Source organism: Chloroflexota bacterium (genome assembly GCA_014360905.1).
Taxonomy (GTDB): domain Bacteria; phylum Chloroflexota; class Anaerolineae; order UBA2200; family UBA2200; genus JACIWX01.
The window spans coordinates 43,985-62,508 of sequence record JACIWW010000018.1 but is presented as its reverse complement, the minus strand read 5'-3'; the positions used below and the strand labels follow the sequence as shown (position 1 = coordinate 62,508).

Here is an 18,524-nt window from a genome sequence, read left to right as displayed (position 1 = left end):
GCCAGATCGGCCATAGGCGGTGCTCCTCCTGGTGCAGTTGTTTCCACAATTCTTTTACCACAGGAGCACCCCCTTTTGTCAAAATCGCCTGTACCACCTGGTAACGATCTGTTGGCGCAAGCGCACTGTAATTTGACAAATTCAACGATTTGCAATATATTAACATTGTGACAAATGTGAATGATTTTGTCAAATGTACGTAGTGTTCTCTTTTTAACCCGTTCTCAAATATCAGCAATGGAGAGCAATACTAAGGCTGTAGCTAGATCTCGTGCTGAATTAGCGTTATTCTAGACCAAGGTCCAATTACCTGCATAAAAACGGCTGTTAGATGTCTTTGCCACAATAAGATTGAACAATTTTAGAGATATGACTGTATGTGACAATTCATGAAGCCCTCCTTGCCGCAGCAAAAAACCAGAGCAATGTGATAGATCCTTTTATACATAGATAGAAAGGAGGTGATGCCAGGCGCAAAGGATATCAAGTTGCATAAACTGCTAAAGTTAGAGTAAGGTGAATCTTAGAAGTATTATACAATGAACAAGGAGGTTTTCTTATGGCACAGTTTTTTGCTGGCTTACAAAGTATTCTCTCTGCTCTTGGTGCAACCGTCGTTCTACCCATCATCATCTTCATTTTGGGTCTAGTTCTCGGGGCCAAACCAGGCAGGGCCTTTCGCTCCGGCGTCACTATCGGTGTAGCCTTCGTCGGTATTAACCTTGTGATTGGCCTGATGTGGACCAACCTGAGTGATGCAGCCCAGGCTATTGTGCAACGCACGGGGGTTAACCTGACAGTGGTTGACGTTGGTTGGCCATCCGCCGCAGCCATCGCCTTTGCCTCCACTGTTGGAACTTACATCATCCCCATTGCGATCATCGTCAACCTCGTTATGCTGGCGCTCAACGCGACCAAAACGCTAAACGTTGATGTTTGGAACTTTTGGCATTTTGCTTTCACTGGCGCCATGGTCGTGGCAGCAACTGGCAGCCTTGCACTTGGGCTTGCTGCAGCTGCGGTCAATGCAGCCATTGTTCTATTCCTGGCTGACTGGACGGCACCTGGTATCCAAAGCTTTTTTGGCATGCCTGGCCTTTCTATTCCACACGGGTTTTCCGCAGCGTATGTGCCTGTGGCCATTCCGCTCAACTGGGTGCTAAACAAAATCCCTGGCCTCAAGGACCTCGAGGCTGATCCGGATGCTATCCAACAAAGATTAGGAGTCATTGGAGAGCCGGTCATTCTCGGATTAGTGATTGGTGTCATACTTGGCTTGATCGCCTTCTTCAACCCGGCCAATCTCAGGGACTCCATCGTCAAGACACTGCAAACGGGCATCAACCTGAGCGCGGTCATGCTCCTGCTCCCGCGCATGGTGGGCATATTGATGGAGGGTCTGCTACCCCTATCCGACGCCGCGCGTGAGTTCATGCAGAGGCGATACGCTGGCCGCGAAATTTATGTCGGTCTCGACTCGGCCATCCTCATTGGCCACCCTGCAGCCATTGCTGCTTCTCTGGTGTTGGTGCCCATTACCATTCTGCTGGCTATCATCCTGCCTGGCAACAAGGTGCTGCCCTTTGCCGACCTGGCGGTCATTCCGTTCCTAGTTTGTATGACGGCGCCGATTACCCGTGGCAACGTCGTGCGTATCATCATTATTGGCGCTCTGGTGATTGCCATCGGCTTCTATATTGGCACTGCAACCTCTACCCTCTTCACCAGGGCAGCCATTGACGCCAAGTTTACCATGCCCGCTGGTGCCACAGAGATATCCAGCATCTGCGACGGATTTAACTTCTTGACCTTCGTGCTCCTGATGACCGCACGTACCCTTAGCTTCATCGGCCCACTCATCATTCTGGCCATTCTGGTTGTGGTGATGGCACTCTACCGGCGCAATGCGAAGGCATGGGAGATCGCTGCAGGCGGACCTAGCGAGTAGGGTACGGATAATAGACCGGACGAGGAGCAAGCCTTCTTGTACCTGTCCAGAAACTCCTACACTGCAAGAAGCAAGGGGGTGGGTAAGTTTTCCCACCCCCTTACCTGTACAAGAAAGAGCTATTACAATGATTGAAGTAATGATCCGAAGCATGCTTGGAAAAAGCGGGGGAGCCCTCTTGAATTGGCTAAGGGGCCATCCAGGAGCAACAACGTCAATATTCGCATTACTTTTGCTATTGTACCTATTGGGCCGGTGGCAACTGTACCGCATTGAACAGCGCACCGCGCGGCTTGTCCTGGAGATGAGCCGCGAATGGCTAACCAAGAAGCCCAACATTACCGCCGGGGGCCTTTACAAGCGCATTTACCCCCGCTGGAGCGCGTCGGTGCGGCAGTGGGGACTATTCATACCGCATCGCCTGGAAATCTGGCCGGTACCAGTGCGCCCCGAGACTGTGCAACAAAAACTATCCTTTTCCCCACAGTGGATTGCAGCACTGCTAGCCAAAAATGGCATACAACTGCAGACGAAGGAGGGCGAAATTCGGGATGAGTGCTGAGGATACCCAATGGTTTTATGAAGATCTTGTGCTTGTTCCTATGAGCGCAAAGGACGCCGTTGATGCAATTACCCAGTTGGGCACTCTGCTGCAAAAAGGAGGGTTTGTAAAGGAATCATTCATTCCGGCGGTTATTCAACGAGAACAGGAATTCTCCACTGGCTTGCCCACAGCGGAGGTTGGTGTAGCCATTCCACACACCGATGTGGAGCATGTGCTGAAGCAGGCTGTTGCCGTAGGTATATTAGAAAAACCTATTGAGTTTGGTGAGATGGGGAATCCAGGCAGCACTGTCCCTATTCAAGTTATCTGCCTTCTAGCAGTTGCCAAATCTGAAATTATGGTTAAAATGTTACAAGCTATGGTGCAGATGTTCCAGACTCCTGGCCTGTTAAAGCAGATTGTCCAGGCCAAGAATGCACCTGAGATCGTTCGTATTTTTCGTCAACATTGCCGGGTTGGATAAGGAGGTGCAAAACAATGCCGAGTGAGAAGCGCGTACTGATCGCCTGTGGCACGGCTATTGCCACAGCAACAGTAGTAGCCGAGAAAGTGAAGGAAATCGCAAAAGAAGCTGGCATCCCAGTAAGTGTAACTCAGTGCAAAGCAGCTGAAGCTCGTGGCCGGGCTATGGTATTCAAGCCACACTTGATCGTGGCCACGACAACGGTGCCCAAGGATTTGGGCGTTCCAGTGATTAATGGAGTGCCATTTCTTTCTGGCATTGGGATTGATGCGGTTAAGGCCCAAATCTTGGAAGTGCTACGCAAAGAAGATTAGTTTCTTCTGGGCTATCGGCTAAGAGGCTGGCAATAGCCGATAGCCCTACTCCTCTTGCCAGTTATTGGTAATCAAGGGTTCAGGGGCCGGCTGAGCTCTGTCGGCGAGGCTTTTATTCTAGAGAATTTTGTGCTGCCATTCAAGCTATTACCCAATGCATGGTATAGCTCGTCCACACGAGGGGCATTTCTTCTGCGGGGTCAACAAATTGCGTCGCACGGTATATGCAGAACGCTCGATCAAGAGCTGACCACAAGAGGGACAATAGGTATTCTCACCACGATGTCCAGGCACATTGCCTAGGTAGGGGTATGCCAGTCCAGCATGGCGCGCTAACTCATAAGCATGTTCAAGTGTGGAAATCGGCGTAGGAGGAGCATGCATCTGGTAGGCCGGATAGTAGCGGGTAAAATGCAATGGCGTCTCGGGACCAACAGCCTGCAAATGCCTCTCAATCAAATTACGCAATGCTTGTTCTGAGTCATTGACCCCGGTGACGACCAGGTTTACAATTTCTACGTGAAGTCCCATCTCTTTGGCTGCAGCAGCCGTCTCCCATACCATCTCTCCATGAGGAGCTGCGCAATACTCGCGGTACACTTCTGAATCGCCTTTTACATCAATCTTAATGGCATCCAAACCTGCCTCGCGCAACTCGCGCAAAGTGTTAAGTGTCATGTAGCCGTTGGATACATAGCAAGTATACAGCCCGGCTGCTTTCGCCAGGGAAAAGGCCACAAGGTTGTATTCATGCAACAGAGTGGGTTCTGTGAAACTACAACACAGTCCCTGATCGCCCAGGCGCAGAGCCATGTCCACTAGATCTTGCGGAGACACGTACTCCGCTTGTACGCTTAGCGGATCCGCACGGCTCAAGTGCCAGTTCTGGCACCAGCGACAACGTAAGTTACACGAATAACAGCAGTAGGTCAGCGCGGTAGAGCCTGGATAAAAATGAAAAAAGGGTTTGATCTCAATGGGGCGGCTTTCCAGGGCAGCCAGCCGCCCGTAGACAATGCTGCGCAGTTGCCCCTGGTCATTGCGCCGTGTGCGGCAGAAGCCAACCTGTCCTGTCTGGATGAGACAGCCGCGACGGCACAGAGTACATTGTACCGCATCTTTGGCATCCATCATTGGTTCCCTCACACTGCCTTACAGTATAACTTGCATTGCGCTCCTCGTCCAGAACAGGCAATTGGCTAGATGGACGGGCTATATTAGCCAACACCCACCTTATTCCATTTTAACGTTTGACGAGCAGTCAATATTGCGGTTCAGCGTTGAATAGGATATAATGGCAATCGCGTGCTGCATTTCGTGCAACGGGGAGGTGCCATGAGTGAGCCAGACAGACAAGCCATTCGCCAGAAGATCATGGGCATTTTGTTGCGCAATGTCCGCATTAGGGCTGGCAGAAGTCAGACAGAACTCGCCGCTGCATTGCGCGTGTCCAAGCATCGCTATGCGGCATACGAACAGGGCCGCCATGATCTCTCCCTTCCCGAGTTGGAAGTGATAGCGGAATTGTGCGACACGCCACTGGGTTATTTCTTTGACGATGAAAGCACAGTGGAAGATGAGGATATGGAGATGGTTTATCGAGCTGTCCCGCGCATCCAGCGCAAGATCATCGGAGCATTGCTACGCCAGGCAAGGCAGCAAGCAGGCAAAACGCAAAAAGAATGTGCGGAAAAGTTGGGCATCTCCGCCCGGCGCATCGCGCAATACGAGGAGGGCGAACGCGATATCCCTCCCGCCGAGTTCGAGGTTTTAGGCCCCTATCTTGGCGTTGACCCAGGCTATTTCACCGTTTGAGCCGGACTAGCTGAATATTACGAGTTCCAAAAGAAAAACAGCCACTGCTTGCAGACAGTGGCTGTTTCCCCCTCCTGAATAGGGCGTTAGGCCCCTTCTTCTTTTTCTTTCCTGGCTTGTTCGATAATGGTCTGCGCGATATGGGCAGGGACTTGGTCATAGCGCACAAACTCCATGCTGAAGTAGCCTCGACCCTGCGTCATCGAACGCAAATCGGCAGCATACCGTTGCATCTCAGCCAATGGGGCCTCTGCACTGATGATGCTGTTCCCCTTTTGCTGTTCCATGCCCAGAACCCGTGCCCGTTTCGTGTTCAGGTCGCCCAACACATCGCCCATGAACTGCTCCGGCACGATAATCGTCACCCTCATGATGGGTTCCAACAGGATTGGGTTGCCTTCCTCCATGCCTTTCTTGAAAGCCAGATGTGCCGCGAGTTTGAAAGCGATTTCCGAAGAGTCCACAGGGTGGGAGGAACCATCGTACAATGCGGCGCGGAAGTCGGTGACTGGATAGCCAGCCAACACTCCTTTTGTCATCGCTTCACGCAAACCCTTTTCCACAGCCGGGATGAAATTGCGTGGCACATGCCCGCCAAAAACTTCATCTACAAACTCGAAACCGGCGCCGCGCGGCAATGGTTCAAAGCGAATCCACACATCACCAAACTGACCACGCCCGCCCGTTTGCTTCTTGTGTCGCCCCTGCACTTGTACTGTCTTGGTGATCGTCTCTTTATAAGGTACTTTGGGCACGGAGGTAACCACGTCAACGCCAAACTTTTGCTGAAGACGCTTGACGGCAATGTCAATATGTGAATCCCCCATGCCCGAAATAACGGTCTCACCGGTATCCGGGTCGCGACTCACCACCAAGGTTGGGTCTTCCTCGACCAATCGTGCCAGCGCGCTGCCCATCTTGTCCAAGTCGGCTTTGGTCTTTGGGCTAACTGCAGCGAAAGCCACTGGGTGCGGGAAAGTAATACCTGGCAGAATGAGAGGATGATCCTTATCGCAAAGCGTATCACCCGTCGTGGTAAACTGAAGTTTTGTTACCGCACCAATGTCTCCAGCGATAACCTCCTTCGTAGGCGTCTGCTCTTTGCCGAGAAGGAAGAAAAGCTGTCCGATCCGCTCTTCTTCGCCCTTGTTGGCATTCCAAACACGAGAATCGCTCTGGAGAACGCCAGAATATACACGGAAATAAGTGAGTTTCCCTACATATGGATCTGCCATGGTCTTGAAAACTAGCGCAGCAAAAGGCTCTACCATCGTAGCCCTAATAACTGCTTCGCTATTATCGCGTACATTCGTGGCTCTTGCTTCGGTCGCAGCCGGCGAAGGCAGATAACGCACAATAGCGTCTTGCAGCAGACGGACGCCGATATTCTGAGTCGCTGAGCCGCATAGTACCAGCACAATCTTACCAGATGCAACGGCTATGGCTAGGCCTCGTTGGATCTCCTGAATACTGAGATCTTCGCCATCGAGGTACTTCACGATCAGCTCATCATCCGTTTCAGCAGCCACTTCAACAAGCTGTTGGCGCATAGCTTGTGCTTCATCGCGCAACTCGGCAGGGATATCGCTCCCTTTCTTTCCATCGCCAAGAAAAGCTTGCATAGACAGCAGGTCTACTACGCCTTTGAAATTAGCCTGAGAGCCAATCGGCAATTGCAGGGGAACAAAGTTAGCAGAGAACTTGGCCCTCATCTGCTCAAGAGTTCGTTGGAAACTGGCGTTTTCGCGATCCATCTTGTTGATGAATGCCAAGCGCGGCAATTTGAGCTCATCCGCATATTGCCACACCAGTTCGGTGCCTACTTCAACTCCTGAAGCTGCGCACAGCGTGACAACCACTGCGTCGGAAACCCGGATTGCACCCTTGACCTCGCCAACAAAATCAGCATAACCAGGAGTATCCAGCAGGTTTACCTTGTGTCCCTCCCATTCCCAGGGGGTAACCGATGTATTAACCGAGATCTTGCGCCGGATTTCTTCAGGGTCGTAGTCGGACACTGTGTTGCCCTCATCCACTCTGCCCAAGCGAGTGATCACCCCAGCATTGTACAACATCGCTTCGGTCAGGGAAGTTTTGCCTGCCCCACTGTGTGCGATGAGGCTGACGTTTCTCAATTCCTCGACCTTGTAACTCTTCATCTATCCTCCTGAATTATGAGGGTGATGCTTCGATGACTCCTCAGCACCCTCTAGATAATGTAACTTGCAAAACTGGCCCATTGTCAACTCGCATCTCGCTCTACAATGGCTTCCTTGCACAGCAACTCTTACCAACTCAGCTTTTCACAACAGGGCTATTGTATGATAGAATTATAGAGGTGTCAATTTACACCTCTCCTGCAAGTGTTAAAAAGGAGAAAAGCGCCCTCTAACAAGGATAGATATTGTGTGGACTGGTGAACGCTTCTGGTGAGGAATTCTAGGGCTAGATGTGATCTAGTAGTGTAAAAGGGCACTCTTGGTTATGGTTTACAATGAGAATTTGACTATATGCGTTTTTGATATACAATTTACTAAGTTAGGGTTATTTAAGAGGAGGAACGAATGATCCGTTATATTGCGCGTCGGTTGCTGTGGATGATTCCCGTGTTGTTTTTCATCTCAGTGATCACATTCGCTTTGGCACATGCTGTTCCAGGGGGGCCCTTTGACCGCGAAAAAGCATTGCCCGCTGAAATCATCGCGAACCTAAACAAGTACTACGGGTTGGATCAACCAGTCTGGAAGCAATACGTGAAATATATAAGCGACATTATATTCCATTTTGACTTCGGACCAGTGTATTCTTCCCGCAGTCGTAGGGTGAACGATATCTTTGCTGACCATTTGCCAATCTCGGCGCAGTTAGGAATTTTGGCCTTGCTCATTGCACTGGGCATCGGGGTACCTTTGGGCATTCTGTCAGCGTTAAAGCAAAATTCGTTCTGGGACTATTTGGGTATGGCTGTGGCTATCTTTGGCGTCTCAGTGCCTGGTATTGTCCTAGGGCCATTGCTGATACTGATCTTTGCCTTGACATTGAGATGGTTTCCAGTGGCTGGTTGGGGCACGCCTGCCAAGATGGTTTTGCCTTCTCTTGCACTGGGAATGCGCGAGTCGGCCATTATTGCACGCCTGACAAGGGCGAGCATGTTGCAGGTAATCCGCGAGGATTACATCCGCACAGCGCGAGCTAAGGGCCTAACTGAGCGAGCAGTCATGGTCCGTCATGCGTTGAAAAATGCCTTTATCCCAGTAGCGACTATCCTAGGTCCTATGTTTGCAGTACTGGTGACAGGGACATTCGTTGTTGAACAGATATTCGCTATACCAGGAATGGGCAAGTACTTTATTACCAGCATTACGAACCGCGATTATCCAGTAGTGATGGGCACAATTTTGCTCTACGCAGTGTTTCTGGTCATTGCCAATTTGGCTGTAGACATTACTTATGCCTTTCTGGATCCGCGTATTCGTTACACGTGAGGTTTAGTTATATGGCAATACAAGAACTAACAGCACAACAGAAAGCCGCATTGCGCCTGAGCGAGCGGCAAGGTAAGCCAGCTAACCTGTGGCGGGATGCGTGGGAGAGGCTGATACGCAACCGGGCTGCAGTCTTGGGCGGTGTCGTTGTGATCTTGCTCATCCTTACCGCGATTATGGCTCCCGTCATTGCGCCTTACCATTACGCTAAAGGAGATTCGGCCGAAGCGTATACCGTTCCTGAGTGGTTGATCGGCCTGTTGCCGGGGAACATCTCTGCCTATGCCAAAACGAGTTCCAAGTTCCTGCTCGGTTCGGATTACCTCGGACGTGATATGCTCAGCCGGCTGATCTATGGCACGCGCGTTTCACTGCCTGTCGGGTTTATGGGTGCCTTTACTGCGCTGATCATTGGCTTGGTCTATGGCTGTATCTCAGGCTACTACGGCGGTAAAGTGGACAACATCATGATGCGCATTGTGGATATCATGTACGCTTTTCCTACGATGTTGTTGATCATCTTGATGATGGCTTTCTTCAAATCCACCTTTGCTAAAGTAGAACCTGGGACAGTGGCCTATACGTTCAATCAGGTGAACCGCGTGGTAGACCGCATCCTAGGTCTGCAGGGCGGTGGGATGCTGTTCATCTTCATGGGCATTGGTATCACGGCCTGGATGGGCATGGCGCGGCTAGCGCGGGGCCAGATTTTGTCGCTGAAAGAGAAAGAGTTCATCGAAGCAGCGCATATGATCGGGGCTGGCGACATACGGATTATTGTACGCCATATCCTGCCCAATATCATTGGCCCATGCATCGTAGCGGAAACGCTGGCTATTCCAGGCTATATCACCACGGAGGTGTTCCTCAGTTTTATTGGGCTGGGGGTGGATCCACCAACACCAAGCTGGGGCGCAATGATTTCAGAGGGCGCACAATCCATCCGTGCCTATCCACACATGGTATTGTTCCCAGCATTGGCCCTGTCTCTGACCATGTTCGCCTTCAATTTCCTGGGCGATGGTCTGCGGGATGCGCTCGATCCTAAGATGAAAGGCACCAGTTAGTGCACATTGGATGCCATCGCGTTGTCGTTCAAGCGTCGTCCCTCAGTCCAACGGGATTGAAGAGGAATAGAGATACTGCCCCTCTATGGAAGAGCAGGGACAGATTCTTTTATTGAGCCTAGGCAAGAATGTTGCAAAAGCACTGGCCTATTCTTGTGATTGTTCTGCTGCTCTGCCTTGCGTTGTTTCTGTGCCTTGGCTGTGCAGCAGTGGCATGGTTCTGGATACGCTCTGTGCCGAGCTCTGGGATAGCCCCGATCGTGCGCTCTACCGATGGCGGCACATTGCGCCTTTTTGGCAGCGAACCGCTCACACTGGACCCGGCACTGGTTGAGGATGCCATATCTGCAGAGTACGTGGTGGAGATCTTTGGCGGGCTGGTAACGTTGAACGAGAAGCTCGAAGTTATACCAGACCTGGCCAAGCGCTGGGAAATCAGCGAAGATGGGAAAACCTATACATTCTTTCTACAGGAAGGAGCTCGTTTTCACAATGGGCGCCCTGTCACAGCTGCTGACTTCAAGTATTCTCTGGAGCGTGCCTGTGACCCGCGCACGGGCTCCACTGTGGCTGAAGTTTATTTAGGTGATATTGTTGGTGCTAAGGAGAAGCTGGCAGGACAAGCAAATGAGATCCGCGGTGTCGAAGTATTGGATGAGCGCACACTACGGATCACAATTGATGCACCGAAGGCGTACTTCTTAGCTAAGCTGACTTATTCCACCGCATTCGTGGTGGATCAGGAAACCGTGGACCAAGCTGATTGGTTCAAGCGGCCTAATGGCACTGGGCCATTCAAGTTGCAGGAGTATAGCAAGCAGCGGATTGTGTTGCAGCGTAATGACTATTATCATCGCGGCAAACCCAAGCTAGCACAGGTGGTTTTCTTGCTTACCGGTGGCTCACCCATGAGCATGTATGAAAATGGCGAACTGGATATCGTTGGCGTAGGCCCCGCGGATATTGAGCGCGTGCGCGATCCGACCAATCCCTTACATGCCGAGTTATCTATTGTGCCACAATTAGATATACAATACCTTGGTTTCGACGTGAGACAGCCGCCATTTGATGATGTGAAGATCCGCCAAGCGTTTAACTTGACGGTTGACCGACAAAAGATATGCGATGTGGTGTGGAAAGGCATGAGAACGCCTGCGCAAGGCATTGTACCTCCGGGCATGCCTGATTACAAGCGCGAGACTTCGCTACTAAGTTATGATCCACAACGGGCGAAGCAACTCATTGTGGAATCCCGATACGGAGATGTAACACATCTGCCTCCGATAACGCTCAGTATCAGCGGACGTGAGGGGCAGCTTCCTAGTTACATGGAAGCCATCGTGGCTATGTATCGTGAGAACCTCGGTATCGAGATCGCCGTGGAACAATCGGAGGATGTGCTTGCAGCGGAGCCGCAGTTCTTCAACCTAGGTTGGATAGCCGATTATCCAGACCCAGAGAATTTTTTGGATATTCTCTTCCATAGTCAGAGCGGACTGAACCATACTCGCTACGCAAATTCCCAAGTGGATCGGCTCTTAGAAGAGGCACGTATCGAAACAACTACACCGCGTCGTATGGAATTGTACAGGCAGGCAGAAGAAATTATTGTCGCCGAGGCGCCTTGGGTGCCTTTATGGCATAGCGTGGACTATGTACTGACCAAGCCCTATGTCAAGGGGGCACTCTATGCTCCAGCCATTTTCCCGTGGCTGAGCAACGTGTATATTGAACGATAGGGAACAGCAACCGGGTTGTTCCCTCCAGAAAGTTTTTCACGTCTCGCAATAATTGGATTATAGTTGGAAGGGAGGATGTGTTATGGGTACGTTGTTGCAGGTGAAGGGGCTCAAAACACAGTTTTTCACGCAGGATGGCGTGGTCAATGCTGTCAATGGAATTGACTTCGACCTGAACGAAGGCGAGACTTTAGGCATTGTAGGCGAAAGCGGTTGTGGAAAGAGCGTCAGTGTTCTGTCTCTGATGCGTCTAGTCCCTTCACCGCCAGGCCGAATCGTAGGCGGAGAAGCCTGGTTTCAAGGACGAGACTTGTTGAAGATGAGCGATGAGGAGATTCGCTCCGTGCGGGGCAACAAAATAGCCATGATTTTTCAAGACCCCATGACTTCTCTGAATCCAGTTCTCACCATCAATCAGCAGGTAAGCGAAGCACTGGAGTTGCACCTTGGCATGGATAAACGGCAAGCCCGCAAACGCACGATTGAACTTCTGGAAATGGTGAGAATTCCTGACGCGGCCAATCGCATTGATGACTATCCTCATCAGTTCTCTGGAGGCATGCGCCAGAGAGTCATGATTGCCATGGGCCTGTCCTGTAACCCACAATTGCTGATTGCTGATGAGCCGACCACCGCTCTGGACGTTACAATTCAGGCCCAAATTACGGATCTTGTCAGGCAACTGAAAAAGGAAATCGGCATGGCGGTGATTTGGATCACCCATGATTTGGGTGTTATCGCTGGACTAGCCGATCGTGTCAATGTGATGTACGCTGGCTACATTATCGAAACAGCGGATGTGAAGGATCTGTATGCGGATCCGCGACACCCTTATACGCTTGGACTTTTGCAATCCATACCGCGATTGGATGCCGAGCGTAAGAAGAAACTGACACCTATAGAGGGCTTACCACCAGACTTGATTGATATGCCTCCAGGGTGTCCATTCGCACCGCGTTGTCGTTATGCTATTGATCGGTGTCTCGAGGAGAACCCCAAATTGGAAACGGTCGCTCGGCGACACAGCGTTGCCTGTTGGGTTGATGTTACTGGAGGGAAAAGATAACATGCCTGAGAATGAGATTCTACTGGATGTCAAGAATCTAAAGATGTGGTTCCCAATCACCCAAGGGATCATATTCCAGCGCCATATTGGTGATATCAAGGCGGTGGATGGAATTAGCTTTTTCATTCGCCGAGGCGAGACCCTGGGCTTGGTAGGTGAAAGCGGTTGTGGCAAGTCTACTACTGGTCGCGCTATTCTGCAACTATATCGCCCTACGGCGGGGGAAGTGTACTTCGAGGGCAAAGACCTATGCAAACTTAAAGGTGAAGAGTTGCGTCGCATGCGACGCAAGATGCAGATGATTTTCCAAGACCCGTACGCTTCGTTGAATCCGCGCATGACGGTGGGCGATATCATTGGCGAGCCCCTCGAGGTGCACAATATCATGAAAGGCAAGGAACTGCGCGAACGCGTAATGGACCTGCTGGAAATCGTCGGACTGAATCGCTACTTCATCAACCGCTATCCCCATGAATTCTCCGGCGGACAACGTCAGCGTATCGGTGTGGCCAGGGCTTTAGCAGTACAACCCGATTTCATAGTCTGCGATGAGCCCATTTCAGCGTTGGATGTGTCCATTCAGGCACAGATTATCAATCTATTGGAAGAACTGCAGGCCAAGTTCCACCTGACTTATTTATTCATTGCCCATGACCTATCGGTAGTACGACATATCAGCGACCGAGTGGCTGTCATGTACCTAGGCAAAATCGTGGAACTGACTTCACGGGATAAGCTATATGCGGATGCACGCCATCCTTATACCCAGGCATTGCTATCTGCTGTACCCATTCCAGACCCCGTGGTGGAGGAAAAACGCAAACGCATTATCCTGGTTGGCGATGTACCTAGCCCAGCGAACCCACCTAAAGGATGTCATTTCCACACACGATGCGGGCTCAAGATCGAAGGAGTATGCGATGTCGTCGAGCCCGAATTCAAGGACATCGGTGGAGAACACTGGGTAGCGTGCCATAGAGTAACGTAGTGGATGCGTCTCGATGCGTCCAACTGCAGCCTTTATGGTGATAGGAAGAACATGATTTTCTCGAGAGAGGCCAGTCAAATCATCTGGCCTCTTTTTATCTATTTGTACATAGCTAAACCCAATACAGCAATAGGCCAAAGACTAGAAGGAGGGTTATGATGTCTGAGCGGGAGATTTACATTCGTGATCAAGTTGTTTTGCAGCCCGGCGTTGGCCTAGTCAAATTTGTTCATCAAGGCAAGGTATTGCTCGATCGAGCCACAGCCAAAGTGATCTATACCGGCACAAAGGGGCAGAAGAAAAGCCTCGCTCTAGCTGGCCATGCTGTATCTTACGGACTGGCTCAGGACAGTGTTAGCTTGAGCGCTGCCAATGACGAAGTGCAGCTAACCTGGCAATTGTGGCTTGGTAAAGAGATGCGCCTAAGCCTCGAAGTCGAGAATGTCGGCTCTCAAACAATTCGCATCGCTGAGTTGCACGTGCTCGATGTGGACGCGCAGCGCGGTGCTTCGCTGAACTTTGCCTCCCCACCCCGAAACTGGCGTTGCTACCAGAATGGCTGGCAATCATGGACACCCACATTTGCTCGGCAGGTAGCGGATGGCCTGTGGGTTGATCCAAACACCGATGATTATCGTACAAAGCACCAACCTCATTCCCTACTGCAAGCCAGAAAGACCATCAGCAGCGAATGGTTTACAGTCATCGTGCCGGCTGTAGAAAGTGTAGCCCCTACCACGATTTCCGCGAGGAGCTCCGCAGGCGTTTCATTGGATCCTTCTCTGCTACTGGGTTTTATCACGACCGCAGATCAACTTGCTGAGTTGCGCCTGGAGGTCTCAGATAGATACCAATTCCAAAGACTAGAAGCCATTTCTTACGCGGATGGAGTTTCCTTGGCTCCGAGCGAAAAGCTGTGCTCAGAGACACTCCTTTTTACCGTTGACCCTGATCCTCTGAGGCTCATAGAATTGTACGCCACACGCTTGGGGGAAACCATGCATGCACGAGTGGCAACTGATATCCCCACTGGCTGGTGCACTTGGTACTACTTCTTTGGTGAAGATACGGAGAATGATGTCTTGGCCAATTTGAACTGGATTGAGAGAAGGCAATTACCTCTGGATGTTATCTTGATTGACGATGGCTATGAGACGGCCATTGGTGATTGGTTAGATGTCAACAGTGCCAAGTATCCGCAAGGCATGAAACACATCGCCGAACAAATCGCTGCAACGGGCCATCGGCCAGGTATCTGGACAGCGCCGTTTGCAGCGAGTTCCGCTTCCAAGCTATATGCTAAGCATCCTGATTGGGTGCTGCGCAACGAGCAGGGCGAGCCAATTGTTGCTTGGCAGCACTGGGGTATGGATATCTATGGGCTAGACCTATCCTTGCCCGCCGTACAGGATTGGCTGCGGGATCTATTCCATATCCTCAGTGATGAGTGGGGCTTTCGCTTTTTCAAAGTGGATTTCTTGTATGCGGCAGCCCTCCCTGGAGTGCGTCATAATGACCACATCACCCGGGCCCAGGCAGTGCGACGAGGATTGGAGATTATCCGTTCTGCCATTGGTGATCATGTCCTGCTGGGCTGTGGTGCACCTCTTGGGCCCTCTGTGGGCATAGTGGATACCATGCGCATAGGCCCTGATGTCCACGTGGATTGGGAGCCATTTTGGCAAGATTTATCGGCGCCATCAGCCGCAAATGCCATCCTCAACGTCATCACCCGCAGTTTCTTGCATGGCAAGCTCTGGTTAAATGATCCGGATTGCTTGGTGCTTAGGCCACGGGGCGATGATTCCAACCTGGTCCTGAATGAGATGCGCACCCTAACAACTATTGTTGGATTGAGTGGTGGTCTAGTGCTGAGCAGCGACAATTTGCCGACCATTCGTCGTGGACGGCCTAAATATTTGCAGCGAGTCCTGCCACCCTATGGCCGCAGTGCTATCCCACTAGACCTCTTTCAAAACGAACGCCCTCAGGTATTGGTTCTCCCGATAGAGACCCCTTGGGATTCTTGGGTGATTGTCGCTTTGCTCAACTGGGATGACCATTCACGTGTTACCAAGCTCGATCTAGCTCAGCTTGGACTGCCCACCAGATCCTATCACGTGTTCAATTATTGGCGGCAACGCTATTTGGGTGTAGCGCAAAACCAGGTGGTTATTGAGCCGCATCAACCGCACGAAACGGTGTTATTGCTGTTAAAACCTGTATCTGAACAACCGCAATTGTTAACCTCGACGTTTCATGTATTGCAGGGAGCGATGGAAGTGAAAGAGGTGTATGCCTCACCCCACAGGCTTGTCGTAGAGTTGGAGAAGCCCGGAAGACAGTTCGGCCGATTGGTTTTCTCCGTTCCTGGTAAGCATGTTGTGTCCAAAGCGCTGGTCAACGGCCGTCCACAGCGTCCGCGCCAGATAGCCGCTGGCATTTGGCAAACCGGCTTCCTGCTGAACGAGAGAGCTACCGTAGAGCTATTGCTCGGTTGAGATCCTGTTCACAAACAGTGCCTTCTGAATCTGTGTAGCAAACACGCCCCATAGTGTGGGGGGCAACTGTGCGCCAATAGCAGCCATCACTTGACTGCTCGCCTGGCGGTCCTGTTCCTCTTTGCTTAACTCAGGCCATGAGCCGAGAGTGAAAGGTGGACCAAAGCTAGCGGTTAGCACCCCATCCACCTCTGCTACGCCAACAGGCAACACTTTCAGCCCCAAATTGGCCATATGCAGCAAGAGCCGCCCACTGCCTGGCGGGGGTTCGATCAAGCTACCATCAGGGCTATCGCGCCCTTCAGGGGCAAGACCAATCAACGGTTTACGTTCGCTATGCGCATTGCTGAGCAAAAAGAGCACTTGCCTCACAGAGCGCACCCCCTCTTGCAGGTACTGTGGCTGGGGTGGCATAGGCGGCATGGAGACAAAACCGTAAATTTGGGCGAGTCTAGTGAAGAGCAAGTGCGTTATCGGAGTCAACAGCCGACGGCGCAGAGCATCGGGATAAGTCCAGCGATTGGTCATTAGCCAAATCACTTCATCGGATGTAGCGCGCGCTTGGACAATGGCTGCTGTGATGAGAGCAATGCCCCACCATACTCCGTAGCCCGGCTTGTAGTAATGATTGGTGACGACGACAAAGGCATCCTCTGGAGGGATCAGATGCGCATTTTCCACGCGGGGTTCCGGTTGGATCCCAACAAGCAATTGCTTTGCATCGGCGCTGAACGCACGCTTTTGGCCCAAGAGGATGGATGCAGCGATTGATAATGCCAGCCGAGGCGAATAGGAGTAGCGTGTCCCGGTCTCAGCGGTTTTAGTGCGCGGCAATAGACGAGGCAAGGATATTGCTCGCCAGCTCATCTTCAGCCTTTAAACGCGCTTTTGTTAGATAATCCTACTCCGTCAATCGTAGTGCCGCAATGAGGGCATTTGGAATCCGGGAGGACGAGGTTTGCCAGGACATTAAAGCCAAAACGGCGGATCAATAGGTTGTGGCAGTTGTAACAGTAGGTGTTCTCACCTTCGCTTCCGGGCACGTTGCCTTCATACACATAACGCAGGCCCGCTTGCAGACCGATCTCACGGGCACGGTGTAAGGTTGACAGCGGTGTAGGGCCTACATTGTGCATCTTGTAATCGGGACGAAAGCGGCTAACATGCCAGGGGGTGTCCACCCCCGCTTCTTTGGCAATGAACTCTGCCAACTGGCGGAGTTCTTCTTCTGAATCGTTCTGTCCTGGTACTACTAGAGTGGTGATCTCCACCCAGATGCCTCTCTTCTTCATTGCCTTGATGGCATCGAGCACCGGTTGCAGCCGTGCCCCGCAGATCTTGCGGTAAAAACTATCGCTGAAGGATTTGAGATCCACATTCGCCGCATGTAGATAGCGTCCGAATGCATCAAGCATTTCCTCCGTCATATAGCCATTGGTGACGTAGATGCTTTTGATGCCCCATCTATCTGCCCTTACCGCAGTGTCATAGGCGTATTCGAAAAAGATAGTAGGCTCGGTGTAGGTGTAGGCGATGCTCTTGCAGCCGTAATGGCGCGCAGCAGCGGCAAGGTGGTCTGGTGAGGCTTCATGTCCCTCAATCTGTCCCCCATCCCGCACTGTCTGTGAGATTTGCCAATTCTGACAAAAGGAACAACGGAAATTACAACCCACTGTAGCAAAGGAAAAGGTGGACGACCCAGGATAGAAGTGGAAAAGAGGCTTCTTTTCCACAGGATCAATAGCTTGGGAGATGGACAAGCCGTACACCAGTGTGTAGAGCGTGCCATCTCTGTTCTCGCGCACCAAGCAAACCCCTCGTTTCCCCTCAGCGATAGTACAGCGGTGTGCGCACAAATGGCATTGTACCTTCCTGTCCTCTAGTTTCTCATAGAGCCTTGCTTCTTGCATCACGAGACCTCCTTTAGACCCAGCGGATACCTTCGTGCCAGGTCCTGGTAGATGCTCTTGAACCTTGACCACTCAGCCTTGTATTCCTCGCTGACCTGTTTGTCCAGCAATCTAGCCGGAACGCCCACAGCAATACAGCCGTCAGGAACCTCTTGCTCCTGTCTGACAACTGCTCCCTCACCAACTACGGCCCACTCTCCGACCTTTGCCCAATCGCTGACAACCGAACCCATGCCAATCACAGCGTGGTCTTGAATAGTCGCATTGTGAATCACGCAGCCATGTCCTATCGTTACATTTTTGCCGATGCTCGTGACCTCATCAGGGCGAGCATGTATTACACAGTTATCCTCAATGCTGGTACCATCCCCGATGATGATCATGCCATAGTCGCCACGCAGGCGTGCTCCTGGCCCAATCCAGCAGTTATCACCGATAGACACAGCACCGATAATATCTGCGGAAGGATGGACATAAGTCCCCTGGCCCAGCTTTGGTTTGCGCCCTTCAAATTCGTAGACGGACATTCTCCGCGCTCCTTTGACTCACTAGATTTCTCTTTGTCTCATTTTAGCGCACAGCCCCTAGGGAAGCAAGTTGCTCCGTGCGATGGTGTACCTGTCCGAATATGGCTAGAAGCTTGCCCTTCTTTCAACGTAGCTA

The 18,524-nt window shown here is 51.5% G+C and carries 16 protein-coding genes; 11 read left to right on the top strand and 5 right to left on the bottom strand.

What is annotated here, in order from left to right:
* Window positions 1–559 precede the first annotated feature (559 nt).
* The 4 genes from H5T67_08745 (at window position 560) to H5T67_08730 (ending at window position 3,290) form a co-directional block, all read left to right on the top strand.
* Complete coding sequence (locus H5T67_08745; protein MBC7245403.1) at window positions 560–1,948, top strand: PTS sugar transporter subunit IIC; 1,389 nt, start codon at window positions 560–562, stop codon at window positions 1,946–1,948.
* Between the two features lie 178 nt (window positions 1,949–2,126).
* Entirely contained in the window at window positions 2,127–2,510 is a 384-nt protein-coding gene (locus tag H5T67_08740; protein ID MBC7245402.1) for a hypothetical protein, read from the top strand.
* Entirely contained in the window at window positions 2,500–2,976 is a 477-nt protein-coding gene (locus H5T67_08735; protein ID MBC7245401.1) for a PTS sugar transporter subunit IIA, read from the top strand. The genes H5T67_08740 and H5T67_08735 overlap by 11 nt, the downstream gene beginning before the upstream one ends.
* Window positions 2,977–2,990: 14 nt before the next feature.
* The gene (locus H5T67_08730; GenBank protein MBC7245400.1) at window positions 2,991–3,290 is read left to right on the top strand and encodes a PTS sugar transporter subunit IIB; all 300 of its coding nucleotides are present in this window, start codon (window positions 2,991–2,993) and stop codon (window positions 3,288–3,290) included.
* A 147-nt stretch (window positions 3,291–3,437) separates the two neighbouring features.
* Here the strand turns inward: H5T67_08730 and amrS (H5T67_08725) are convergent, their stop codons facing one another.
* On the bottom strand, window positions 3,438–4,424 hold the full coding sequence (amrS, locus tag H5T67_08725; GenBank protein ID MBC7245399.1) for an AmmeMemoRadiSam system radical SAM enzyme: 987 nt from the start codon (window positions 4,422–4,424) through the stop codon (window positions 3,438–3,440).
* Between the two features lie 201 nt (window positions 4,425–4,625).
* Between amrS (H5T67_08725) and H5T67_08720 the strand changes: the two genes are divergently transcribed.
* A complete protein-coding gene (locus H5T67_08720; GenBank protein MBC7245398.1) occupies window positions 4,626–5,105 on the top strand; it encodes a helix-turn-helix transcriptional regulator in 480 nt (159 codons plus the stop codon).
* 86 nt (window positions 5,106–5,191) lie between these two features.
* Here H5T67_08720 and fusA read toward each other — a convergent pair whose 3' ends face one another.
* Window positions 5,192–7,264, bottom strand: a complete 2,073-nt coding sequence (fusA, locus tag H5T67_08715) for an elongation factor G (GenBank protein ID MBC7245397.1) — start codon at window positions 7,262–7,264, stop codon at window positions 5,192–5,194.
* A gap of 405 nt (window positions 7,265–7,669) precedes the next feature.
* Between fusA and H5T67_08710 the strand changes: the two genes are divergently transcribed.
* The 6 genes from H5T67_08710 (at window position 7,670) to H5T67_08685 (ending at window position 15,951) form a co-directional block, all read left to right on the top strand.
* The gene (locus H5T67_08710) at window positions 7,670–8,590 is read left to right on the top strand and encodes an ABC transporter permease (protein MBC7245396.1); all 921 of its coding nucleotides are present in this window, start codon (window positions 7,670–7,672) and stop codon (window positions 8,588–8,590) included.
* Window positions 8,591–8,601: 11 nt separating this feature from the next.
* Window positions 8,602–9,657, top strand: coding sequence for an ABC transporter permease (locus H5T67_08705; protein MBC7245395.1), 1,056 nt, complete (start codon window positions 8,602–8,604; stop codon window positions 9,655–9,657).
* Between the two features lie 233 nt (window positions 9,658–9,890).
* A complete protein-coding gene (locus H5T67_08700) occupies window positions 9,891–11,396 on the top strand; it encodes a peptide ABC transporter substrate-binding protein (protein MBC7245394.1) in 1,506 nt (501 codons plus the stop codon).
* A gap of 82 nt (window positions 11,397–11,478) precedes the next feature.
* The gene (locus H5T67_08695) at window positions 11,479–12,462 is read left to right on the top strand and encodes an ABC transporter ATP-binding protein (GenBank protein MBC7245393.1); all 984 of its coding nucleotides are present in this window, start codon (window positions 11,479–11,481) and stop codon (window positions 12,460–12,462) included.
* Window position 12,463: 1 nt separating this feature from the next.
* Window positions 12,464–13,450 carry an ATP-binding cassette domain-containing protein gene (locus H5T67_08690; GenBank protein MBC7245392.1) on the top strand — a complete coding sequence of 329 codons (987 nt, stop codon included), beginning with the start codon at window positions 12,464–12,466 and terminating at the stop codon, window positions 13,448–13,450.
* 158 nt (window positions 13,451–13,608) lie between these two features.
* Window positions 13,609–15,951, top strand: coding sequence for an alpha-galactosidase (locus H5T67_08685; GenBank protein MBC7245391.1), 2,343 nt, complete (start codon window positions 13,609–13,611; stop codon window positions 15,949–15,951).
* Here H5T67_08685 and H5T67_08680 read toward each other — a convergent pair.
* Genes H5T67_08680 through H5T67_08670 form a run of 3 tightly spaced genes read right to left on the bottom strand, consistent with a single transcriptional unit; the run spans window position 15,937 to window position 18,388 of the window.
* On the bottom strand, window positions 15,937–16,818 hold the full coding sequence (locus H5T67_08680) for a hypothetical protein (GenBank protein MBC7245390.1): 882 nt from the start codon (window positions 16,816–16,818) through the stop codon (window positions 15,937–15,939). The two genes, H5T67_08685 and H5T67_08680, sit on opposite strands and share 15 nt — an antisense overlap.
* Before the next feature lie 2 nt (window positions 16,819–16,820).
* Entirely contained in the window at window positions 16,821–17,861 is a 1,041-nt protein-coding gene (gene amrS, locus H5T67_08675; GenBank protein MBC7245389.1) for an AmmeMemoRadiSam system radical SAM enzyme, read from the bottom strand.
* On the bottom strand, window positions 17,861–18,388 hold the full coding sequence (locus H5T67_08670) for a gamma carbonic anhydrase family protein (protein ID MBC7245388.1): 528 nt from the start codon (window positions 18,386–18,388) through the stop codon (window positions 17,861–17,863). Before H5T67_08670 ends, amrS (H5T67_08675) begins: the two co-directional genes overlap by 1 nt.
* Window positions 18,389–18,524: the final 136 nt, after the last annotated feature.

Excerpts from the sequence above, each read along its gene's own strand:
- H5T67_08745 (MBC7245403.1), top strand. The coding sequence starts at position 560 with ATGGCACAGTTTTTTGCTGGCTTACAAAGTATTCTCTCTGCTCTTGGT.
- H5T67_08735 (MBC7245401.1), top strand. The coding sequence starts at position 2,500 with ATGAGTGCTGAGGATACCCAATGGTTTTATGAAGATCTTGTGCTTGTT.
- H5T67_08730 (MBC7245400.1), top strand. The coding sequence starts at position 2,991 with ATGCCGAGTGAGAAGCGCGTACTGATCGCCTGTGGCACGGCTATTGCC.
- amrS (MBC7245399.1), bottom strand. The coding sequence starts at position 4,424 with ATGATGGATGCCAAAGATGCGGTACAATGTACTCTGTGCCGTCGCGGC.
- H5T67_08720 (MBC7245398.1), top strand. The coding sequence starts at position 4,626 with ATGAGTGAGCCAGACAGACAAGCCATTCGCCAGAAGATCATGGGCATT.
- fusA (MBC7245397.1), bottom strand. The coding sequence starts at position 7,264 with ATGAAGAGTTACAAGGTCGAGGAATTGAGAAACGTCAGCCTCATCGCA.
- H5T67_08710 (MBC7245396.1), top strand. The coding sequence starts at position 7,670 with ATGATCCGTTATATTGCGCGTCGGTTGCTGTGGATGATTCCCGTGTTG.
- H5T67_08705 (MBC7245395.1), top strand. The coding sequence starts at position 8,602 with ATGGCAATACAAGAACTAACAGCACAACAGAAAGCCGCATTGCGCCTG.
- H5T67_08695 (MBC7245393.1), top strand. The coding sequence starts at position 11,479 with ATGGGTACGTTGTTGCAGGTGAAGGGGCTCAAAACACAGTTTTTCACG.
- H5T67_08690 (MBC7245392.1), top strand. The coding sequence starts at position 12,464 with ATGCCTGAGAATGAGATTCTACTGGATGTCAAGAATCTAAAGATGTGG.
- H5T67_08685 (MBC7245391.1), top strand. The coding sequence starts at position 13,609 with ATGTCTGAGCGGGAGATTTACATTCGTGATCAAGTTGTTTTGCAGCCC.
- H5T67_08680 (MBC7245390.1), bottom strand. The coding sequence starts at position 16,818 with ATGAGCTGGCGAGCAATATCCTTGCCTCGTCTATTGCCGCGCACTAAA.
- amrS (MBC7245389.1), bottom strand. The coding sequence starts at position 17,861 with ATGCAAGAAGCAAGGCTCTATGAGAAACTAGAGGACAGGAAGGTACAA.
- H5T67_08670 (MBC7245388.1), bottom strand. The coding sequence starts at position 18,388 with ATGTCCGTCTACGAATTTGAAGGGCGCAAACCAAAGCTGGGCCAGGGG.